Source organism: Thermoanaerobacterium xylanolyticum LX-11, from assembly GCF_000189775.2.
GTDB classification, from domain to species: Bacteria; Bacillota; Thermoanaerobacteria; order Thermoanaerobacterales; family Thermoanaerobacteraceae; genus Thermoanaerobacterium; species Thermoanaerobacterium thermosulfurigenes.
The window spans coordinates 1,014,682-1,033,360 of record NC_015555.1 but is presented as its reverse complement, the minus strand read 5'-3'; the positions used below and the strand labels follow the sequence as shown (position 1 = coordinate 1,033,360).

The 18,679-nt window shown below is 33.6% G+C and carries 18 protein-coding genes and 2 pseudogenes; 7 read left to right on the top strand and 13 right to left on the bottom strand.

The window, feature by feature from the left end; all coding sequences use genetic code 11:
* Positions 1-4: 4 nt before the first annotated feature.
* The 3 genes from THEXY_RS05025 to THEXY_RS05015 all read right to left on the bottom strand — a co-directional run bounded on the left by THEXY_RS05025 (position 5) and on the right by THEXY_RS05015 (position 2,753).
* Entirely contained in the window at positions 5-1,024 is a 1,020-nt protein-coding gene (locus tag THEXY_RS05025; RefSeq protein ID WP_013787750.1) for a sigma-70 family RNA polymerase sigma factor, read from the bottom strand.
* 106 nt (positions 1,025-1,130) lie between these two features.
* Positions 1,131-2,105, bottom strand: a complete 975-nt coding sequence (locus THEXY_RS05020; RefSeq protein WP_013787749.1) for a hypothetical protein — start codon at positions 2,103-2,105, stop codon at positions 1,131-1,133.
* 75 nt (positions 2,106-2,180) lie between these two features.
* Positions 2,181-2,753 carry a GNAT family N-acetyltransferase gene (locus THEXY_RS05015; protein WP_230197644.1) on the bottom strand — a complete coding sequence of 191 codons (573 nt, stop codon included), beginning with the start codon at positions 2,751-2,753 and terminating at the stop codon, positions 2,181-2,183.
* Between the two features lie 141 nt (positions 2,754-2,894).
* On the opposite strand from THEXY_RS05015, the gene THEXY_RS05010 reads away from it, so the two are divergent.
* From THEXY_RS05010 to THEXY_RS05000, 3 genes are all read left to right on the top strand, one after another.
* Entirely contained in the window at positions 2,895-3,980 is a 1,086-nt protein-coding gene (locus tag THEXY_RS05010) for a GerAB/ArcD/ProY family transporter (RefSeq protein WP_013787747.1), read from the top strand.
* A 50-nt stretch (positions 3,981-4,030) separates the two neighbouring features.
* Positions 4,031-4,873, top strand: a complete 843-nt coding sequence (locus THEXY_RS05005; protein ID WP_013787746.1) for an aldo/keto reductase — start codon at positions 4,031-4,033, stop codon at positions 4,871-4,873.
* A 76-nt stretch (positions 4,874-4,949) separates the two neighbouring features.
* Complete coding sequence (locus THEXY_RS05000) at positions 4,950-5,327, top strand: nucleotidyltransferase domain-containing protein (protein WP_013787745.1); 378 nt, start codon at positions 4,950-4,952, stop codon at positions 5,325-5,327.
* 65 nt (positions 5,328-5,392) lie between these two features.
* Here the strand turns inward: THEXY_RS05000 and THEXY_RS04995 are convergent, their stop codons facing one another.
* A complete protein-coding gene (locus THEXY_RS04995; RefSeq protein WP_013787744.1) occupies positions 5,393-5,674 on the bottom strand; it encodes a hypothetical protein in 282 nt (93 codons plus the stop codon).
* Positions 5,675-5,828: 154 nt separating this feature from the next.
* On the bottom strand, positions 5,829-7,556 hold the full coding sequence (ptsP, locus tag THEXY_RS04990) for a phosphoenolpyruvate--protein phosphotransferase (protein ID WP_013787743.1): 1,728 nt from the start codon (positions 7,554-7,556) through the stop codon (positions 5,829-5,831).
* 613 nt (positions 7,557-8,169) lie between these two features.
* On the opposite strand from ptsP, the gene THEXY_RS12535 reads away from it, so the two are divergent.
* The 4 genes and pseudogenes from THEXY_RS12535 to THEXY_RS04975 all read left to right on the top strand — a co-directional run.
* Positions 8,170-8,310, top strand: a complete 141-nt coding sequence (locus tag THEXY_RS12535; protein WP_154645619.1) for a hypothetical protein — start codon at positions 8,170-8,172, stop codon at positions 8,308-8,310.
* A gap of 184 nt (positions 8,311-8,494) precedes the next feature.
* Positions 8,495-8,890: an IS110 family transposase gene (locus THEXY_RS12365; protein WP_083815329.1), complete on the top strand. Its 396-nt coding sequence runs from the start codon at positions 8,495-8,497 to the stop codon at positions 8,888-8,890.
* A 49-nt stretch (positions 8,891-8,939) separates the two neighbouring features.
* A complete protein-coding gene (locus tag THEXY_RS04980; protein ID WP_013787742.1) occupies positions 8,940-10,451 on the top strand; it encodes a hypothetical protein in 1,512 nt (503 codons plus the stop codon).
* Positions 10,452-10,653: 202 nt separating this feature from the next.
* Positions 10,654-11,382: pseudogene (locus tag THEXY_RS04975) on the top strand (IS110 family RNA-guided transposase); the annotation flags it as partial.
* Positions 11,383-11,771: 389 nt separating this feature from the next.
* Here THEXY_RS04975 and THEXY_RS13030 read toward each other — a convergent pair.
* The 8 genes and pseudogenes from THEXY_RS13030 to dgoD all read right to left on the bottom strand — a co-directional run bounded on the left by THEXY_RS13030 (position 11,772) and on the right by dgoD (position 18,617).
* Positions 11,772-11,978 (bottom strand): acyl-CoA carboxylase biotin carboxyl carrier protein subunit, encoded by a 207-nt coding sequence (locus THEXY_RS13030; RefSeq protein ID WP_432416174.1) that lies wholly within the window; start codon positions 11,976-11,978, stop codon positions 11,772-11,774.
* Positions 11,979-12,278: 300 nt separating this feature from the next.
* Positions 12,279-12,620 carry a hypothetical protein gene (locus tag THEXY_RS12760; protein ID WP_049781442.1) on the bottom strand — a complete coding sequence of 114 codons (342 nt, stop codon included), beginning with the start codon at positions 12,618-12,620 and terminating at the stop codon, positions 12,279-12,281.
* Positions 12,621-13,199: 579 nt separating this feature from the next.
* Positions 13,200-13,358: a hypothetical protein gene (locus THEXY_RS12755; protein ID WP_230197643.1), complete on the bottom strand. Its 159-nt coding sequence runs from the start codon at positions 13,356-13,358 to the stop codon at positions 13,200-13,202.
* 287 nt (positions 13,359-13,645) lie between these two features.
* Positions 13,646-14,875 carry a 6-phosphofructokinase gene (locus tag THEXY_RS04965; RefSeq protein ID WP_013787741.1) on the bottom strand — a complete coding sequence of 410 codons (1,230 nt, stop codon included), beginning with the start codon at positions 14,873-14,875 and terminating at the stop codon, positions 13,646-13,648.
* Between the two features lie 399 nt (positions 14,876-15,274).
* Positions 15,275-15,519: pseudogene (locus THEXY_RS12355) on the bottom strand (iron-containing alcohol dehydrogenase); the annotation flags it as partial.
* 233 nt (positions 15,520-15,752) lie between these two features.
* Positions 15,753-16,400: a bifunctional 4-hydroxy-2-oxoglutarate aldolase/2-dehydro-3-deoxy-phosphogluconate aldolase gene (locus tag THEXY_RS04960; protein WP_013787740.1), complete on the bottom strand. Its 648-nt coding sequence runs from the start codon at positions 16,398-16,400 to the stop codon at positions 15,753-15,755.
* Positions 16,401-16,420: 20 nt separating this feature from the next.
* Positions 16,421-17,383, bottom strand: a complete 963-nt coding sequence (locus THEXY_RS04955; protein ID WP_013787739.1) for a phosphoglycerate dehydrogenase — start codon at positions 17,381-17,383, stop codon at positions 16,421-16,423.
* Positions 17,384-17,471: 88 nt separating this feature from the next.
* The gene (gene dgoD / locus THEXY_RS04950; protein ID WP_013787738.1) at positions 17,472-18,617 is read right to left on the bottom strand and encodes a galactonate dehydratase; all 1,146 of its coding nucleotides are present in this window, start codon (positions 18,615-18,617) and stop codon (positions 17,472-17,474) included.
* Positions 18,618-18,679 lie beyond the last annotated feature (62 nt).

Below are 18,679 nucleotides of genomic sequence, written 5' to 3'. Positions count from 1 at the left end.
ATTTTCACCTCAATATAAAATCTCTCAATTTTTTTGATCTTGAGGGATGTCTCAATTTTTTTATTGCTTTTTCTTCTATCTGCCTTATTCTCTCTCTTGTGATATTAAACTCTTTTCCTATTCGCTCTAATGTCATCTCATCTCCACCATCTAAACCAAATCTCATCCTTATAACTTCTTTTTCCCTGCTTTTTAATGTATCCAATATGTTATTAATAGTTTCTTTTAATAGTTTTAAGTCAATCTCTTCTTCTACTGTAGGATTTGTTTTATCCACTATTAAATCAAGTAATTCGGTATCTCCATCGCCTGAATTTGGGTTTACATATTTGTTTAAAGAATCAATAGATAATACATTTTCTATTACAAACATTATGTCGTCATACTTGTCTTTAGATATTCCATTTTCTTCTAATATTTTTATTATCGCTTCTTTCGATAAATCAAAATGTATACTTAATATATTTAAAACTTTGTTAATTTCATCAAAATAATGAACAGGTAATCTTATAATAAATCCATAATCACATATACTCCTTTTAATAGCTTGATCTATCCACCAAGTAGCATATGTCACAAACTTAGTCTCTCTTTTTATATCAAAACGCTCTGCAGCTTTTATTAAGCCAAAATAGCCATACTGCACTAAATCATCTTCATCAATATTTAACTTATATCTTTTAAAACATTTGTAAGCTCTACTCATAACAAGTTTTTTATTTCTGTCTACAAGTGCTTCTAATGCCCATTTATTGCCTTGCTGGTACAATATACATAATTGTTCATTCGTCAGAAATTTAATTTTCTCAGCAGATACTTTTTCTTGTTTTGTCAAAGTATCATTTACTATTTGACCATTATCATCATAAGTAATTTCGATATTTTCATCTATCAATATATTTATAATTTCATACTGTTGGTGCAGATCAAGCATTGAAAACAACTTGTCAAAAGCAGTCTCATTAATTGCATTATTTTTGTCTAAAAAAGGCTTAATTTTGTGTAAAACGAATTCCTTATTCATTATAAAATCTCCCAAATAACAAATATCTTCTTGTTTATAAATTCGATATAAGCTATTTATTTCCTGCATATCTATAAAATATTTTTTTATTTATAGTCCCTTCCCCCTACGTATACGACGGAAATACGTGGTCATCGCTGGCTCTTCCCGTCAAAAGGTATCTCTCAAGTTCTTCTATGTTGTACTTTCTCTGTGGATATGAGTTGAAGTAGTTTCTCGGTACTTCATAATCACGTTTCGGCTGTTGTGCACTTTCTATTTGTGAAAATAGTTCCTTTTCTTTAACGTAGTTTTCTGCAACTTTCTCTAAAAATTTTGCTGGATATTTTATTTCTTTTCCTTTCATCCTAGAAAGGCAGATCTTCACATCATCGTCACTAAGACCGTATTTGCTTTTAATGGTATTTATCAAGGCATTCGATATTGGCGTATTGCTTTTAAGCTTAACATTTTTTGATGTGCTTTGCTTCTCCGTTTCAAATTTTTTTACCGTAGGAAAATCCTCATGATTGATAGATCGATCTATCATATTATTTTTATCAATCCATCTATCTGATTGATATGATTTATATATATTATTACTCATTGTATATATGTCATCACTTTTTGAAACTGGTGATTTTTTAATGGTTTCAGAAAATGATGATCCACCTTCGGGTTTACTAAACTGTGATGTGGTTTCACTTTCTGAAAAACCATTTACATTAATTGATTTAAGCCAATCCTCGTATGTAAAATATTGGCATGTTTCTTTGTCATAAGCATACGTCACATTTTTGTCACTTTCATTTTTTGAAATCATGTAGTACTTTTTTATCCTGCCTAAGTCTGTGTTGTCAATAAAGCATATTAGAAGCTTTTTGTCGATCAATTTTTTGATTGTCTCCGAAATTGCACCGGCTGATAATCCTGTACCACTGTCTAACCTCTTTTTAGTATCGTCAAGTTTGCCATTCTGGAATTCATCTGTTGTAATGTGGGCTGGAGCTTTATCAGCATGTTTTAATAAAAACAGCAGAAGTTTTATCTCGCTTCCTGAAAGAATATCTAAATTTTCGTATATGTAACCTATTCCTAACATCTTAATCCTCTCCCTATATTTTATTTTGGCTTTCAATTATAATATAGGGAAAGTCAAAAAATCTTATATGCGCTTTTAAAAATTTTTTTGGCTTACGATTTTTTTGATATAGACTGATTCATATTCGTCTTCCAAAATGTCCATGATTATCTCATCATACCTTTCACCTGCAATTTTTTTCGCTCCTCTTATCCTTCCTGCCTCCTTGAAGCCAACTTTTTTGTAGCAAGATATAGCCGGTTTGTTGTAAGAGTAAACTCTTAAATAAATATTGTGCATATTGAGGATATTGAATCCAAAATCAAGTGCCAGTTTAAGCGCATCTTGACCATAACCTTTGCTCCAATATTCTTTATTGCCAATAAATAGTCCTACCTCAGCAACTCCATTTATATAATCTATTTTAGGAAAACCGATATTGCCTATAAGTTCATCCTGCTTAATATCTATAATAGCAAAATTGTAATCTTTAGAAAAGCTTTCTACAAGTTCTTTTTCTCTTTCTTTAGTAACGATCTGTGATGCAAAAAGCATTCCTGCCGCAACTTCCATGTCGTTAATCCACTCTACATATTTCTCGTAGTCATCCACATTCATCGGTGATAGATAACATTTTTCTCCTATTAATTTCTTGTAATACAATTTCATCTCACCTCGCATTAAATATTAAAACAATTTTATTCCTATAGGTTAAACATGTCAAGAAATTTACTTTTGTCAAACTCGCATAAATTATACTTAAGATTTAAAACTAATAGTGACACTTGTATGTATGTGGAGATGTTGTGTATGAAGAGCGTAACGATTAAGGAACTTTTTTCTGCCATGTTTTTATTTGAAATAGGAAACACTATTTTATTTGCACATGGAATATCAGCAAAGCAAGATTCATGGATAGCGGTTTTATTGGCGATGATTTCGGCCATACCGCTTTTGTATTTGTACGTCTTTTTATACAACACATACAAGGTCAATCTAACTGAAATATTAAAAATAAGCTTTGGAAAGATCATTGGAAAGATGATATCAATAATCTACATGTTTTACTTTTTTTACATGGCAGCTCGCGTCACAAGAGATTACTTAGAGCTAAGCACAAGCAGTATATTTCCTTTAGCACCTATTAAATTTATTGCCATTTTCTTGATGGTTGTAACTGCGTACTTTTTGCTGTTCGACATAAGCGTAACATTAAAAGTAGCTAGCATCCTGCTGCCTTTTTTTCTATCCTTAGTATCAGTCGTTTTTATCTTTGCTTTCACTATACCAGGCTATAGCTTCAGCAAGATCTTTCCGGTATTTGCAGGTGGAATAATACCTATATTAAAAGCAGCATACCCGCGTATACTTACTTTTCCTTTTGGAGAGATGTTCGTCTTTATGATGGTATTTCCAAAATTAAAATGCAATAAAGATTTATTAAAGTACTCTTATCTTGTTTATTTGATTACTGGAATTTTACTTGCATTCAATGATATAAACATGATATCTGCAATAGGCGTCAAAGAAGCATCCAGAGTAAATTTCCCATTTTACACTGTAACAAGACTTATCACATTAGGCTTTTTTAGAAATCTGGATTCTTTATACATAGCTCTTATGATAATAGGCAATTTAATCAAGATAATCATTTTTGCCTTTGCCGGTTTAAAAGCCTGTCAATCCGTTTTTGATATTAAAGAATATAAATTTTTGCTTATACCTATTGCTGCAATCATATATGCCTTGTCAATTGTCACAGCAGAATCGTATTTTGTTCAAGTGCCCGTAGAGCTTCCTATAATGGCCCTTTACGTTCATATTCCATTGCAAGTAATAGTACCTATTCTTTTATTGATAATCTATTTTTTTAAAAGGCATAAACTTCATTCTTAACTTGATTTTGCCACCTTTATGTTATATCATAGCCTTAAGGGGTGGTGTAAATGATTAAAAGAATTTTAGGAAATACCGGCGAAGAACTTTCAATAATAGGATTTGGGGGTATACTTGTCATGAATATGGAGCAAAGCAAAGCTAATGACTTGGTATCTTACGCTATAGATCGAGGAATTAATTATTTTGACGTATCCCCCAGTTATGGCGATGCAGAGATTAAACTTGGAAATGCTTTGGTCGGCAAAAGAGAAAAAATATTTTTGGCATGTAAAACTGACGGTCGTACAGAAGAAAGTGCTTTAAAGGAAATGACAGAGTCTTTTAAAAGGCTAAAAACTGACTATTTTGATTTATATCAATTGCATGAAATGAAGACAGAAGATGACTACAATAAAGCTATAAGCCACGGCGGTGTGCTGGAGCTTTTAGACAAAGCAAAAAAAGATGGAAAGATAAGATATACAGGATTTTCTGCACATTCTGTCGATATTGCTTTAAAGCTTATGGATGCCTTTGATTTCGATGCAATATTGTTTCCAGTAAATTTTGTAAATTATTTTAATGGAAATTTTGGACCTCAAGTTATTGAAAAAGCAATTTCAAAAAATATAGGCAGGCTTGCCATAAAAGCAATGGCATTTACGACAAAATCTCAAAATGATACATCACATCCAAAAACTTGGTATACGCCAGTAGAAGACAAAGAAATTGCAAAGCTGGCATTGAGATTTACATTGTCTCAGCCAGTTACTGCCGCAATACCACCTGGTGATGAATCATATTTCCCATTGGCACTGGAAGTGGCAGAAAACTTTAAAGAAATCACAGAGGATGAAATCAACCATCTAAAAGAAATCGCTAAAGGCGTAGAACCAATATTTCATGCATAAAGACAATACCTCCAACCACTTATTGATGTAAGGGGTGGTTGGAGGTTTATTTTAAATTGTGTGGAGGAATACATAAATGAATGCAGCAATGATAATAAGGGAAAAGAAAAGGAATAATCTTATAGATATAGGTAAGAAATACTCAGAAATTATTAGCGATGTTTTACATCCTATGTGTGCTATTATAATCGGTTCAGTTGCCAGAGGGGATTTTAACGATAGTAGTGATATTGACGTAATATTAATATCGGATAAAATACCTGTTAATTATAAGGAAAGGATGAAACTATTATACGATCATGTTTTTGATGCAATCGAACCAAAGGGCTATAACACTAATGAATTTAAATTGCTGTATTTTAAAAAAAATCCAATTTCTGTGGAAGCAATTGAAAAAGGTATTGTAATTTATGATGATGGAATATGGGATAAATTAAAAAAAGATGTTCTTTAGGAACAACATAGATAACTTTATTAAAAAAAATCGGCTATTATAGCCGCAATTTAAACATTTTTACTTTAATTTTTTTCATTTACATAATCACTTGGAGTTTTTAAAATTTTAATGGGTACTGAAAATAAAAATTTATTTAATTCGCTTATCAACTCTTCTGTTATCTTAAAAGACTTTTCTAATAACCCATTATTTTTTGCAATAAAATCATCTTTTAATCCTATTTCAGTTTTACATTGTTGGCATTTGATTCTAATAATTTTTCCGTCATTATTATAAAAAATAACGTGATTTGTGTTTTTGTTGCAATGTAAGCAAAATAACTCTGCCTCCATATATTTGAACATGTAAACATCTCTTATAAACTATTCTTAATATTTTTAATATAATAACAGTAGTCAATGGTCTTTGCTTTATATATTGACGACTTAAATTTCATTTTATAATTTAAAAAAATTTAAAAACCTCTGGTATATTCATCTCAATACCAGAGGTTTTTAATTAATCAGCTGTTATTTCATTTAAAAACTTTCTCGACGCTTCTTCGATTTCATCAGGTGTCGACATTTCCATTACCATTTTTGCAAACTCTTGTGCTTTCTTTTTAGATACATTTCTTATGATATTTTTTATAGTTGGTATTGAACTTGCGCTCATTGAGAACTCATCAAGGCCAAGTCCTAATAAAATAACTGTTGTTAGAGGATCTCCTGCCATTTCACCACACATAGCTGTAAATATACCTTCTTTATGAGATGCATCAATTACATTTTTTATAAGACGCAAAATCGCTAGATTGAATGGTTTATAATAGTCTTTTATCTTTTCATTCATCCTATCAACAGCAAGCGTATACTGACAGAGATCATTTGTACCTATACTAAAGAAATCAACCTCTTTTGCTATTATATCAGCAGTTACTGCGGCCGATGGTATCTCAATCATTACACCAACTTTTATATTCTTATCATATTTAATGTCTTTAGCATCAAGTTCTTCTTTTACTTCATTTAATATCGCATTCGCCTTTCTAACCTCTACAACCGACGAAATCATTGGGTACATTATCAATATGTTTCCATAAGCACTTGCTCTAAGTAAGGCTCTAAGTTGAGTCTTAAACATTTCTTTTTCATCTAGACAAAGCCTTATTGCCCTATAACCAAGGAATGGATTCATCTCATCTGGCATATTTAAATATGGTAACTTCTTATCGCCACCAATATCTAATGTCCTTATTGTAACAGGTTTTCCATTCATCTTCTCAGCTACATATTTATACGCTTCAAACTGTTCCTCTTCAGTTGGGAAATTGTTTCTATTCATATAAAGAAATTCTGTCCTGAATAAGCCAATGCCTTCTGCACCGTTCTTCAAAGCACCTTCTACATCATTTGGTGTACCGATATTAGCAGCTAACATTGACTTTTCACCATCTGTTGTCATTGCAGGCAGATCCTTAAACTCTTTTAGCTTTTCAACTTTCATCTTATATTTATTAAGTTTTTCTTCATATTCCTTCAACGTGGCATCATCTGGATTTATTATCACTATCCCTTCGTTGCCATCGATTATTGCAGTCTCTCCACCTACGACACTCTGAGTTACATTGCCTGTGCCAACGACTGCTGGTATCTCCAATGAACGGGCCATGATCGCTGTGTGAGACGTCCTTCCTCCTACGTCTGTAGCAAACCCCAGAACCATCTCTTTTCTCATCGTAGCAGTGTCTGACGGTGTCAAGTCTTTTGCTATGATTATCACTTTTTCATCAAGCTCTGACAAGTTGACATTGATAATTCTAAACAAATTATTTATTATTCGACTTCCAACATCTCTTAAGTCAACTGCTCTTTCTTTTAAATATTTATCATCTAAGGATTCCATCATAGACGCATGTTGTTCTATCACTTGATTTACTGCATTATCTGCTGTTACATGCTCATTTTTTATCATGTTTTTTACAGAATCATGAAACTCTGAATCATTCACCAACATTAAATGCGCTTCAAAAATTGCTGCTTTGTCTTTACCAAATTCTCTTTCTGTTTTTTCTTTGATCTTTTCTATTTGTTCTTTTGTTAATTTAATCGAATTTTCAAATTTTGCAATCTCATCTTCCACCATTGCTTCATCAATACTTTGAGTATTAATTTCTGCAAATTTCTTTGTGTATAAAAATACCTTGCCTATTGCAATACCTGGTGATGCTGCAACACCTTTTAACATTTCTTTTCCTCCTCGTATAATATGATTTGTAATCAACCAAAAAGATCGATCTTTAAAAAGATTACAAAATTTAATTGAACCTTGATAATTGAATATTGTTTTTTTTAATTTCGTCATTATTAGCTCTTTCAAGTGCCACTTGATACTTATGCATACATCGCATAACTACTATCTATGTTTGGGATGATGGGTTGTCAAGCCCGAACGCAGTGAGTTCATTTTAGGCTTGACCATACATCAGCCAAACATATAATCTTCTATTCGATGTATGCTGGATCGCTGCATTTTGCATTTGTAGTACACGAATTCCCTCTTTCTTCTTCAGGTTGTCTCTGTTAAACTATTTTTAGAATTTGGTTTCAGGGTCGCTCTGAAAACCTCCTGAAGACCCTACTTTAGGGTACTTCTCGTCTAAGACTGCACCCCTGGGATTACTCGTTTAGTTCTGACTCGCTTGCTGTCCATATCATACTCTTCCGTATGTTTCAGCATCCATACGGTGTATCCTATGAGTATTGATATAGTTCTGATATCGCGAGGCTGTTTCTCGGTAATCTGTCAGGGATTAACCTGGTACTGGTTCTCAATTTTTTTAATGAAAGGAGGAATTTACGTGCCCAGTACTTTATTCGTCGGTATAGACGTAAGCAGTCAATCTAATTCTGTTTTCTTTATTGATCAAGATGGCAATAACCTCATTAAGAAACCTTTTTCGGTTTCTAATGATATCCCAGGTGCTTTGTATCATCTCTGAGGTGATTTCTCATGCTAACGCTATTAATGCTTTCTGTGTCAAAATTGGTATGGAAGCCACTTCTTATTATGCATGGCACCTCCATCTTCACCTGGCTTCTTCTCCTGACCTGGCACCTTTTAACCCTAAATTCTTTGTTATGAATCCAGGTTAAGTCAAGGGTTTTAAAAAGGCTTATACCTATTTGCCTAAAACTGACGATTTTGATGCCAGAATCATTGCTGATTGTGTCAGATTCGGTAGGGTAAACCCTACTCCTATGCCTGACTTTAGGTATGCTGCGCTACAGCGCCTTACTCGTTTTAGATACCATCTGGTACAAACTATATCCAGTGAAAAGAGCAGAGCTTTGAACCTCCTTTATCTCAAGGAATATTTTCGGCAACTTCTGTTGCTTGATATATCTGAATTTCAGGAGACATCTTTTAAATTTATCCCCCAAAATTTCATTCTGAAATCCTTTTTCGATTTCCAATTCATTTACATCTTTATTTACATTGTAAGATTTTTTCTTTATATTTTCCTTTTTTTAACATATATGGTTACATTCTATCTTGACTTTTTTAAATCGCCCCAATAATCGAAATGGATGGTGTTTTTACCATACTACTTGTTATTGAGGTGATTTTATGTTGGGCGCATGGCGTTCGCATCCTGATTATAAGTCTTTCCTTGTCGAAAATATTCAACCCATTTATGCTTCAGATAAAAATCGTGTCATTCAATTTTCTGAAGCTTTATCTAAACTCTATAATTTAGATCTTGATGTTCTTAAACCTGTACTGGAACCTTATTATTCTAATACTGGTTCTCCAGCCAAAAATCAGCCTGAAATTTTTCGGTCTTTTGTACTTATGTCTCTTCTTAAATGTCACAGTATTACTAAATGGGTTTACATGCTTCATCATGATGACCTTTTGTGTTACATGATTGGCGTGTCTCCTGATAATATTCCTGGTGTTGGTACTCATTATGACTTGATTAACAGGTTATGGCTTGAGGATCCTGATATTGAAAAAGACCGACAGGATTCTCTACATCCTTTTAAACGCAAACCACGTAAAAAACTTGCTAAAAATCAGAAGCTTCCACCACGCCACCCTGGTATTATACAGAAATTTGTTGATTTGGCTTTACAGGGTAAAATTTTTGAGTCAAGACCTGAGAAGCTTCTTCAACAAATTTTTGCCGATGTTGCTGTTAGGCCTTCCGCCAATGATGGCATCCTCGGTGATATTGAAAAACTTACTATTTCCGGTGACGGTACTTGTATTAAAACCGGCGGAAGTCCTTTCGGTATTAGAACTTGTGATTGTGCTAATAAGGGTATATTTAATTGTGACTGCCATCGCAAGTTCTCTGACCCCGATGCTCGCTATGGTTGGGATAGTTATCATGAGACATGGTTTTATGGTTATTCTGGTTATTTTTTAGTGACATACAACGAAGAGCTTAAATCTGATATTCCGATTTATCTTCGCTTGGTTGAGGCTCCTCGTTATGATGGTGTTACTGCTATTATTGCTTTGTCTGAAGCAAGGGCTTTGTATCCTGATTTCGTTTTTGATAAATTTATTGGTGATTGTGCTCATGATAATTACCCTACTTATCATCTTCTTAATAAGTGGAATATTAAACCTGTAATTCCGCTTAATAAGAAGAATAAAAACAACAGCAAGTACCAAGGTACTATTAAAATCAATGAAAATGGTATTCCTGTCTGTATGGCAGGATTACCTATGGTTTACAATGGTTTTATGAAAGACCGTAACAGAATTAAATGGCGCTGTCCTTTTGCGACTGGTAAAGTTGATTCATGTAATTGTAAAGATAAGTGCTCCTCTTCTGATTATGGTAGAACCGTTTATACGAAGCCTTCATCTGATCCTCGCTTGTTTACCGTCATTCCACGTGGTTCTGATGAATGGAAAGGCGAGATGAAAAAGCGAACTTCTTCTGAGCGTGTTAACAAAAGGCTTCTTAATGACTATGAGTTGGAGCTATCTAAAACCAGAGGCAAAAAGCGTTGGTCTTTCTGGATTATGATACATTCTATTAATATCCATCTTGATGCTAGATTGAAAAAATCTAAGTTTGATTTTATTTCTATGCTTGATGGATTATTAGGTAGAGCAGCATAAATATTGAGATTCCATATACTGTTAATTTTTAAACCTATTTTATTAGGCTTTATTTCTTATACTCTTTTTTTAAATTGATTTTCATTATTTTACATTTTCTTTCCTCTTTTCAGTATTTTATCGCAAAGGCTTTGTTATTTTCTGTATCTAATTTTTAATTTATGCCATAGTATGACGCTGGAAATTAGTTTCCGAAATCACACTCAAGTTCTCTTCATACAAGGAAGACTGTCTTTTTAGCGACGTCTTTGGCTCAGCATCTACTTCTGTTTTTGATTCTTTTACTCCTGATGAGATCGCTGTTATGCCTGTGGAGGAACTTGTAGATTTTGTCTTGAGTCATGGCAACAATAGATTGAAAAATCCCGAAGAAATTGCTAAGACACTTAAGTCTGCTGCTAATAGGGCATATCGTCTTAATCCTGACATGTGCGATACTGTTAGCATGACTTTGACCATGACTCTTGAAAATATAAGATTTCTTGAGTCACAACTTAAAAAACTTGACAAAGAAATCTCTAAACAGCTTAATGGCTTTCACCAAACTCTGACTACTATTCCAGGTTTCGGTAATGTATTAGCCGCAGGCCTTGTGGCTGAGATTGGCGATGTTAAGCGGTTTAAAAATGAATGCGCTGTAGCTAAATTTGCAGGCCTCGTGTGGAATAAATATCAATCTGGCAACTTTAGTGCTGAAGATACCTCTTTAGCTAAGTGCGGTAACCAGTATTTAAGGTACTATCTTGTAGAAGCAGCTAATTGCGTAAGGATACACGCAAAAGAGTATGCTGATTTCTACTGCAAGAAGTACAATGAGGTTACAAAACACCAGCATAAAAGAGCCCTCGTCTTAACGGCACGTAAGCTTGTAAGACTGGTCTTTGCTATGCTGAGTAAAGGCCAAATCTACCAACCAGGAGGTAATGGATAGATTTAATAAGTATTTTTAACTGAATATACTCTAAGTTCCTTCCATTATTATCCAATTTATGGTAGGTTTATTAAGTGTTGCCTTTTTTAGAGCTTTTGAGACCTTTATTTTTCAAGGTTCCAAAAAATACTACTTGACATTTCACCGCTTGTCTTTTCAAACTTAAGTTATTACTAAATCCTAAAAAGTTCTAAAATAGTAATGTTTCGCATATATTTTAAAAGGATTTGCCCCTATATAATAAATCAAAAATATTAAATCCTAACATAAAATGCTTCTTTATTGCGTTCTTCATAATAGTTTACCCCTAAATCACTGAAGATAACGACATTTTCCCTGAATTCCAAAGGAAAGCTTGCTTACCTACATCATTGTTTTCGATTCGCCAATTATGCAGTTTTCTCCAGATGCTGAAGTACAAAAATGAGTTGTCCTTCCTCTACCATCTGATTTACTTTTATACAAATTTCCACAATCTGAGCATCAAAAGGTGCAATGATAAGATTTTCCATCTTCATGGCTTCAATATTGGCAATCTCCTCTCCTTTATGTACTATATCTCCTACCTCTAAAGTTCCTCTCTGAGGATTGCCAATTCTCCAAACTGTTCCATTAATTAGGAGAAGCTATTTCATTGGGTTTAGTACCTTTTTTAATTTCGATTTTCTTAATTCTTGGGGGTTCTACCTTAAAAACATAGGTCTTATTGTTTACCTTCAAAACTACATGGATTACACCGTCTATCTCATTGCCAATAGACGCAAGCTCAATGGTATAGGGTTTTGTCATCAAGTCAAAATTCACCTTATCACTTGGTTTTTCTTAACCTTATCTCCACACCTTAGTTGGAAGAACTAAAGGTACATCTCCGTATTCTTCACGAAATTTAATAAAATCTATGGCATCTTTGGGATGCATAAGATAAAGAATTCCCCTTCTTTTGCAGGTCTTCCCAGTTCTCCTCCTAATTGTTTTCTAAAAGCAGATAAATCCTCATCAGGAACTCTCTCTAGAAGTGAAATTACTTTTCTTCCCTTTATTTTCTCCTTCCATTCATCTCCAAAAGTACTCCGATAGACCCAGTCTGCTGGACAATTCACAGGAAGCTTTCCATAATGCCCTAAAATGAAATTTTTAAAATCACCATGTACACCTGTAAAAATTGTAAGAAGTTCTGACTGCTGTTCAGACTCCATGTGATTCTTTTCTTTCACAAATTTTCTTAAAAGCGTTATCACACGTTTAACCCCAGCTTCTCCCCTTTCTTTGGATGTTTATTAACAATTCCACTACAGATAGCCCAAGTAATCTGTGAATCAGGAGTCATATCAAAATATTTCACAATCTGATTGTAAAGGGACATAACTTCAAGGATATATAAGGCTTTAAATTAAGGAAAACTCCATTTTCTGCCTGTTAAAAAGAACTTGAAAAAGTTCCGTCCGGCATTTTATGCCTTGTTACCATGTGATCAAAACCTTTAAATGGAGGCTCCGCTCAGTCAAAATCCCTCCTCTATCCTCTTACTTTCTGAACAGCTTTCTCTGCAGCAGATCTATTTAAGTGAACAGGAGTACCTTTCTCTCTTAGCACAGATTCTAGGGTCAAAACAGATGGATATCCATAAAATCTGACAAGAATATCTTCTTCGACATCAAAGATTTTGCACCAACCCTGGCTGCAGATAGAAAAACCTGCATAGCAAGTCCATCTGTAATATCCCTGTGATAGTTTATGGCAAGTTCAGGATACTTCTGCTTTATTGTATCAATAAGTTCAGTGATATTTTTAAACAGTCTCTACTCCTGCCATGTATTTTATGCTGAAAAGATCTGATCAACACATCCACAAAAAGCCATAACTTCTTCTACCACTTTTAGGTGATATTGAGTATCAAACCAAGGAGCAACTGTGTGGGAGATAACAGGCTCAAAAATGCGCCCTATTTTCATCACTTCCTCAGCTACAGTCCGCATATTCTTTACATCATTTAAAAAGGAAAAGCACTATCAAACATCTATATCTATTTCACACTTACCACATAAGCCATGAAAGACTTGATGTCACTACTTTTCATGGAGCGGCATCCAGATTCGAAATGGAAATAAAGGTTTAAAGGTTCTATATTGTCATGCACTGAGTTTATTAGATCTTGAGACTTTTATTAAACTACAATTAAATATAACAATTATCGTGAAATAACTATTCTACTTTTGTTCTTAAGATTTTATCGTCCTATTTTATTCAAATATGCTATTTATCTTTATCTAAAAAAATTAATATCCGTATATTTTACTAACCCATTTTCATTAAAAGGATTAATCTCTCCTAGAATAAGTGGCTGTATATAATCTATCATTGCATCTTTCACACTATTTTTCTGTTCATTTATCCAATTTAAAGGAACGTTTTTTACCCTTTTGCATACATCTTGAAGTTTTACTAATTTTGTTACACAGTTATACTTATCATTACTTGATCTTTCTAAAGCTGTCATATATCCACTATACCCCGCAAGAACATACTTTACCGAATCTCTACCAACTATTTCAGACTCTTCTATATCAGTTTTAGATGCACAATGTATGGCACATCTTTGTGTTACTCCTAATTCAATTAATTTTACATTCTTTGTAATATTTTCTTTTATTAAATTCTGTAGATGTCTACCCGCTCCACCAAGTTGTTTATGCCCAAAAGAATCTATTTCGTTTTTATTTGCATTAATGTATTCACCATTTTCATCCTTTATGCCTTCCGAAACTACAATTAAAAGTTTGTTATTTTTTTTAATTGCTTTTTCTACATCAATTAAAAATTTATCTTTATCAAAACTTATTTCTGGTAAATAAATAAGTTGATTTATATCTGGTATTACGCTTTTTAAAATGCCTGTTGAGGCAGCTATCCATCCAGCATCTCTTCCCATTACTTCCATTATCATAATTGACTCTTTTTTATATGCATTTATATCAGACCATATTTCAATACCTATATTAGTAACATACTTTGCAGCACTACCAAAACCAGGACAGTGATCAGTTTCAACAAGATCATTGTCAATGGTTTTTGGCACTCCGATTATATTAGCATCGTAGCCTATTTTATTCATATAAATACTTAATTTATTAGCTGTATCCATAGAGTCATTTCCACCAATATAAAGAAAATATGTTATATTAAATTTCTTAAAAATATTTATTATTTTTTCATATTCTTCTTCATTTTCATCATAGTCTTTTAACTTATATCTACAAGAACCAAAAGCAGACGATGGCATATATTTAAGAGTTTCTATTGTATTTTTATTCAAAGTATCAATATCAATAATGCGTTTTTCTAATATACCTTGTATACCGTATACACCAGCATAAACTTTATGACCACTTCCCAATGATAAAAATTCTTTAATTGCTCCATATGCTGATGCATTTATAACGCTTGTTGGTCCTCCAGACTGTGCTATTAATAAATTGCCTTTAACTGACTTCATTAAATAACCCTCCTCGTGATGCGAAAATAATTGGTTTTCATAAGACCTAGAAATTATATAACATTTGATTTTTAATTTGTATTTATCTAGAATTTTTCCAATAGTTCGAATTAATATATTTAATAATGGTTTTAAGCTATAGCATATCAATAAATTCTATTGAATTATTGAAACCATGACCGTTTCTCTCAAAGCAAAGATATATTTTTCTTACATGTTGACTACCCCAGAGGCTAATTTTATCAATCTTAGTATTACTGTTTTTATTCTTCGTCTAAGTCCCTTGCCTTTGATTAACGATTTACACTACTATGCTTATACCGGACTTTCATTCCCTAGTTATCACTCATAACGTGCATACTCAAAAAATCAGCAAATAGTGACACACTTTTTGAAAGTCTACTTCGCCAAATTATAGATATTTATAATATCTTCTTTTATAACATTTTCTTTTCCTAACTCACAAAATTGCCAAGTTTTTTGTTATCATTGTCTGTACATTTGTTGGCCATCTCTTCAAATTTGTCATCAGAAATACCCGCTTCTTTTAATGTAACACGAAGACCAATTTCTTCGAAAAATTCTGTCATTCGCTTTATGCCCTATAATGCTATGTCTTCGAGATTTTCATAAGCTAAATCCATAAGGCACACCAATTGCAATAGCCTTTGCAGTGCCAATGACACTTCAACCTCCAACAGCGCTATCTGCTTTGCTTATTTATTTGTATCTTAAGAGTCAAGAAATCTAGATCATCAAGTTATCTTCACGAATTCCTGAATAATTTATAGTGAAAAACGTAAAAAATGTCTTAAATTGCCTAAATAGAACATAAAAACTCTCTACTAGAGAAATAGAGAGTTTTTATTAATATAGATTATTTATTTTTTACTTCTTTAAAAGCATTTACAAATGCTGCGGCTCTCCTTGTTATTTCATCAAACTTCCCCTCTTCAACAAGTTTTTTATTTACAAGCTCACCACCTATGCCTGCAGAACATGCTCCCGCTTTTATAAAATCACCAAAATTGTCAATGCTTACTGCTCCGACAGCCATCATATCAATCTGAGATAGAGGACCTTTTAACTGTTTTATATAGTTAGGACCAAAGACTCCGGCAGGGAACACTTTAACAATTTTTGCGCCATTTTCCCATGCGACAACCGCTTCTGTAGGTGTTGAAATACCTGGAACAGGTAGTACACTGTACCTCTGGCTCATCCTTATCATCTCCAAGTTTAAAGAAGGCGATAATATGAATGATGCTCCTGACAGTATTGCAATCCTTGCAGTTTCTGCGTCCAACACAGTACCAGCGCCAATTAACATCTGGTCGCTGTACTTCTTTACAAGTTCTTCTATCATTCCTGCAGCACCAGGTGTGTTAAATGTAACCTCAATTGCATTCACTCCTCCTTCAATCAGCGCATCTGTAATTCTACATAACGAATCAGCAGATGTACCCCTTACTATGGCACAAATACCTAATTCTTTAATCTTATTTAATACCTCGTAATCCTTCATTTCAATCCCTCCATATAAAATTATTTAGCATTAACTATATATGCACCTTGCTTGTTGTTTAACGTCAGTACTACATTGTTTGCGGCCACAATTCCCATATTGTTTACAGCCTCGGCTGTGTATCCTCCAATATGGGACGTTATTATAACATTGTCAAGCTTAAGAAGCGGGCTACCCACAGGTGGTTCTTTTTCTGTGGCATCCAATGCTGCCCCTGCTATTATCTTATTTGATAATGCGTTGTATAATGCACGCTCATCCACAATACCACCTCTTGCTGCATTTATTAGGAATGCAGTTGGTTTCATCATGTTAAGTTCCTTTTCTCCAATAAGGCCTTTTGTTGCAGGCATCAATGGGACATGGATGCTTACAATATCAGAATTCTTTAGAAGTTCTTCAAGAGAGCAATAAGTGATGTTATATTCTTCTGCAAATTCTTGGTCAGGATAAACATCATAACAAAGTATTTTCATGCTAAAGCCCTTTGCCCTCTTTGCAACGCCTTTACCTATTCTCCCCAGTCCTATAATGCCCAGAGTCTTGCCATAAATTTCTGTACCCATTATTCTCTTCCACTCGCCGCCTTTTACAATTCTATCAACAGCAAGTAAATTTCTTGCGAGTACAAGCATAAGTCCAATTGTTAAATCAGCTACAGAATTATCATTTGTATTTGGAGTGTTGGTCACAACAACGCCCTTTCTCTTCGCAGCATCCAAATCGACATTATCATACCCCACCCCGTATCTAGAAATAATTTTTAATTTTGTACCGGCATTAATTACATCTTCAGTTACTTTATCATTACCTACTATCAGTGCATCAACATCTTTCACTAAAGGTATAAGTTCATCTGCACTTAAAGGCCGATCAACAGGAATCTTAACCACTTCACAGTCATTTTCTTTTAATATATTGAATGGCTCATCGCTGCTCTGGCCAAACGACCTGGCAGTAATTACAACTTTATATTTAGACATTGAATCACCTCTTGATAATCAGATTTTATTTACTATTTGGATTGTTTTTTAATTATCCGCCATATGCCTCATTTACTGTTTAATAATATTACCACTCGGCTATCGTTCCGTCGTAATTTCTCCATCTTGGGTTAGTCCAATGTAATCCTTCTGTATCAACTTTTTTAACTAATTCTTCATCAATTTCAATACCAAGTCCTACTCCTTTTGGTATATCTACAAAACCATCCTTATATGTGAAGATTTCTTTATTTTTTACAAAATCAAGCAAATCAAAACCTTGGTTATAGTGTATTCCTAAGCTTTGTTCCTGAATAAACACATTAGGTGTGCAAACATCTAATTGCAAAGTAGCAGCAAGTGCAATTGGACCATATGGAGCATGTGGAGCTACAGCTACATCAAATGCTTCTGCCATGGCAGATATTTTTTTAGCTTCAAGAATACCCCCTGTTAATGCTAAATCAGGTTGAATTATATCTACAACACCACTTTTTAAGACATCTTTGAATCCCCATCTAGTGTATAATCTTTCACCTGTTGCAATAGGTATCGATGTGTGTGACGCAATTTCAATTAAAGCATCATTATTCTCCGGTAATACAGGTTCCTCAATAAACATAGGCCTATATTTTTCCAGTTCTTTAGCTAAAACTTTAGCCATTGCTTTATGAACACGACCATGAAAATCTATCCCAATTTCTAAATCATATCCTACAGCATTTCTTATTGAATCTACTCTTTCAAGTACCGCATCAATCTTTTTAAATGAATCTATATAATGGAGTTCTTCAGTCGCATTCATTTTAATTGCTTTAAAACCTTTATTTTTCCTATCTAAAGCAGCATTTGCAACATCTGATGGTCTATCCCCTCCTATCCAGGAATATACCATTATATTGTCCCTTGCTTTACCACCTATAAACTCGTAAATAGGCATGCTATAATATTTCCCCTTTATATCCCATAAAGCCATTTCTATGCCTGATAAAATTGTCATATTTATAGGCCCGCCTCTAAAAAAGGATCGATAAAGTACTTGCCATATATCTTCAATTTGCCTGGGATCTTTACCAATAAGGTATTCTCCAATTTCATACGCACCTGCTACGACTGTTTCTGTCTTAGTGCCAGAAATTAATTCGCCCCATCCACAAATTCCTTCATCTGTATTCACTTTTAAAAATATCCATCTTGGCTTTACCTTAAATAATTCAAGTGATGTAACTTTCATCTTGCTGCATCTACCTCCTTTAGTTTTGTAGTAATATAGACTTATCATTTACAATGTCTAAT

What these genes read in the sequence shown, in the direction of transcription:
- THEXY_RS05025 (WP_013787750.1), bottom strand. Translation starts at nt 1,024, where the DNA reads ATGAATAAGGAATTCGTTTTACACAAAATTAAGCCTTTTTTAGACAAA.
- THEXY_RS05020 (WP_013787749.1), bottom strand. Translation starts at nt 2,105, where the DNA reads ATGTTAGGAATAGGTTACATATACGAAAATTTAGATATTCTTTCAGGA.
- THEXY_RS05015 (WP_230197644.1), bottom strand. Translation starts at nt 2,753, where the DNA reads ATGAAATTGTATTACAAGAAATTAATAGGAGAAAAATGTTATCTATCA.
- THEXY_RS05010 (WP_013787747.1), top strand. Translation starts at nt 2,895, where the DNA reads ATGAAGAGCGTAACGATTAAGGAACTTTTTTCTGCCATGTTTTTATTT.
- THEXY_RS05005 (WP_013787746.1), top strand. Translation starts at nt 4,031, where the DNA reads ATGATTAAAAGAATTTTAGGAAATACCGGCGAAGAACTTTCAATAATA.
- THEXY_RS05000 (WP_013787745.1), top strand. Translation starts at nt 4,950, where the DNA reads ATGAATGCAGCAATGATAATAAGGGAAAAGAAAAGGAATAATCTTATA.
- THEXY_RS04995 (WP_013787744.1), bottom strand. Translation starts at nt 5,674, where the DNA reads ATGTTCAAATATATGGAGGCAGAGTTATTTTGCTTACATTGCAACAAA.
- ptsP (WP_013787743.1), bottom strand. Translation starts at nt 7,556, where the DNA reads ATGTTAAAAGGTGTTGCAGCATCACCAGGTATTGCAATAGGCAAGGTA.
- THEXY_RS04980 (WP_013787742.1), top strand. Translation starts at nt 8,940, where the DNA reads ATGTTGGGCGCATGGCGTTCGCATCCTGATTATAAGTCTTTCCTTGTC.
- THEXY_RS12755 (WP_230197643.1), bottom strand. Translation starts at nt 13,358, where the DNA reads ATGCGGACTGTAGCTGAGGAAGTGATGAAAATAGGGCGCATTTTTGAG.
- THEXY_RS04965 (WP_013787741.1), bottom strand. Translation starts at nt 14,875, where the DNA reads ATGAAGTCAGTTAAAGGCAATTTATTAATAGCACAGTCTGGAGGACCA.
- THEXY_RS04960 (WP_013787740.1), bottom strand. Translation starts at nt 16,400, where the DNA reads ATGAAGGATTACGAGGTATTAAATAAGATTAAAGAATTAGGTATTTGT.
- THEXY_RS04955 (WP_013787739.1), bottom strand. Translation starts at nt 17,383, where the DNA reads ATGTCTAAATATAAAGTTGTAATTACTGCCAGGTCGTTTGGCCAGAGC.
- dgoD (WP_013787738.1), bottom strand. Translation starts at nt 18,617, where the DNA reads ATGAAAGTTACATCACTTGAATTATTTAAGGTAAAGCCAAGATGGATA.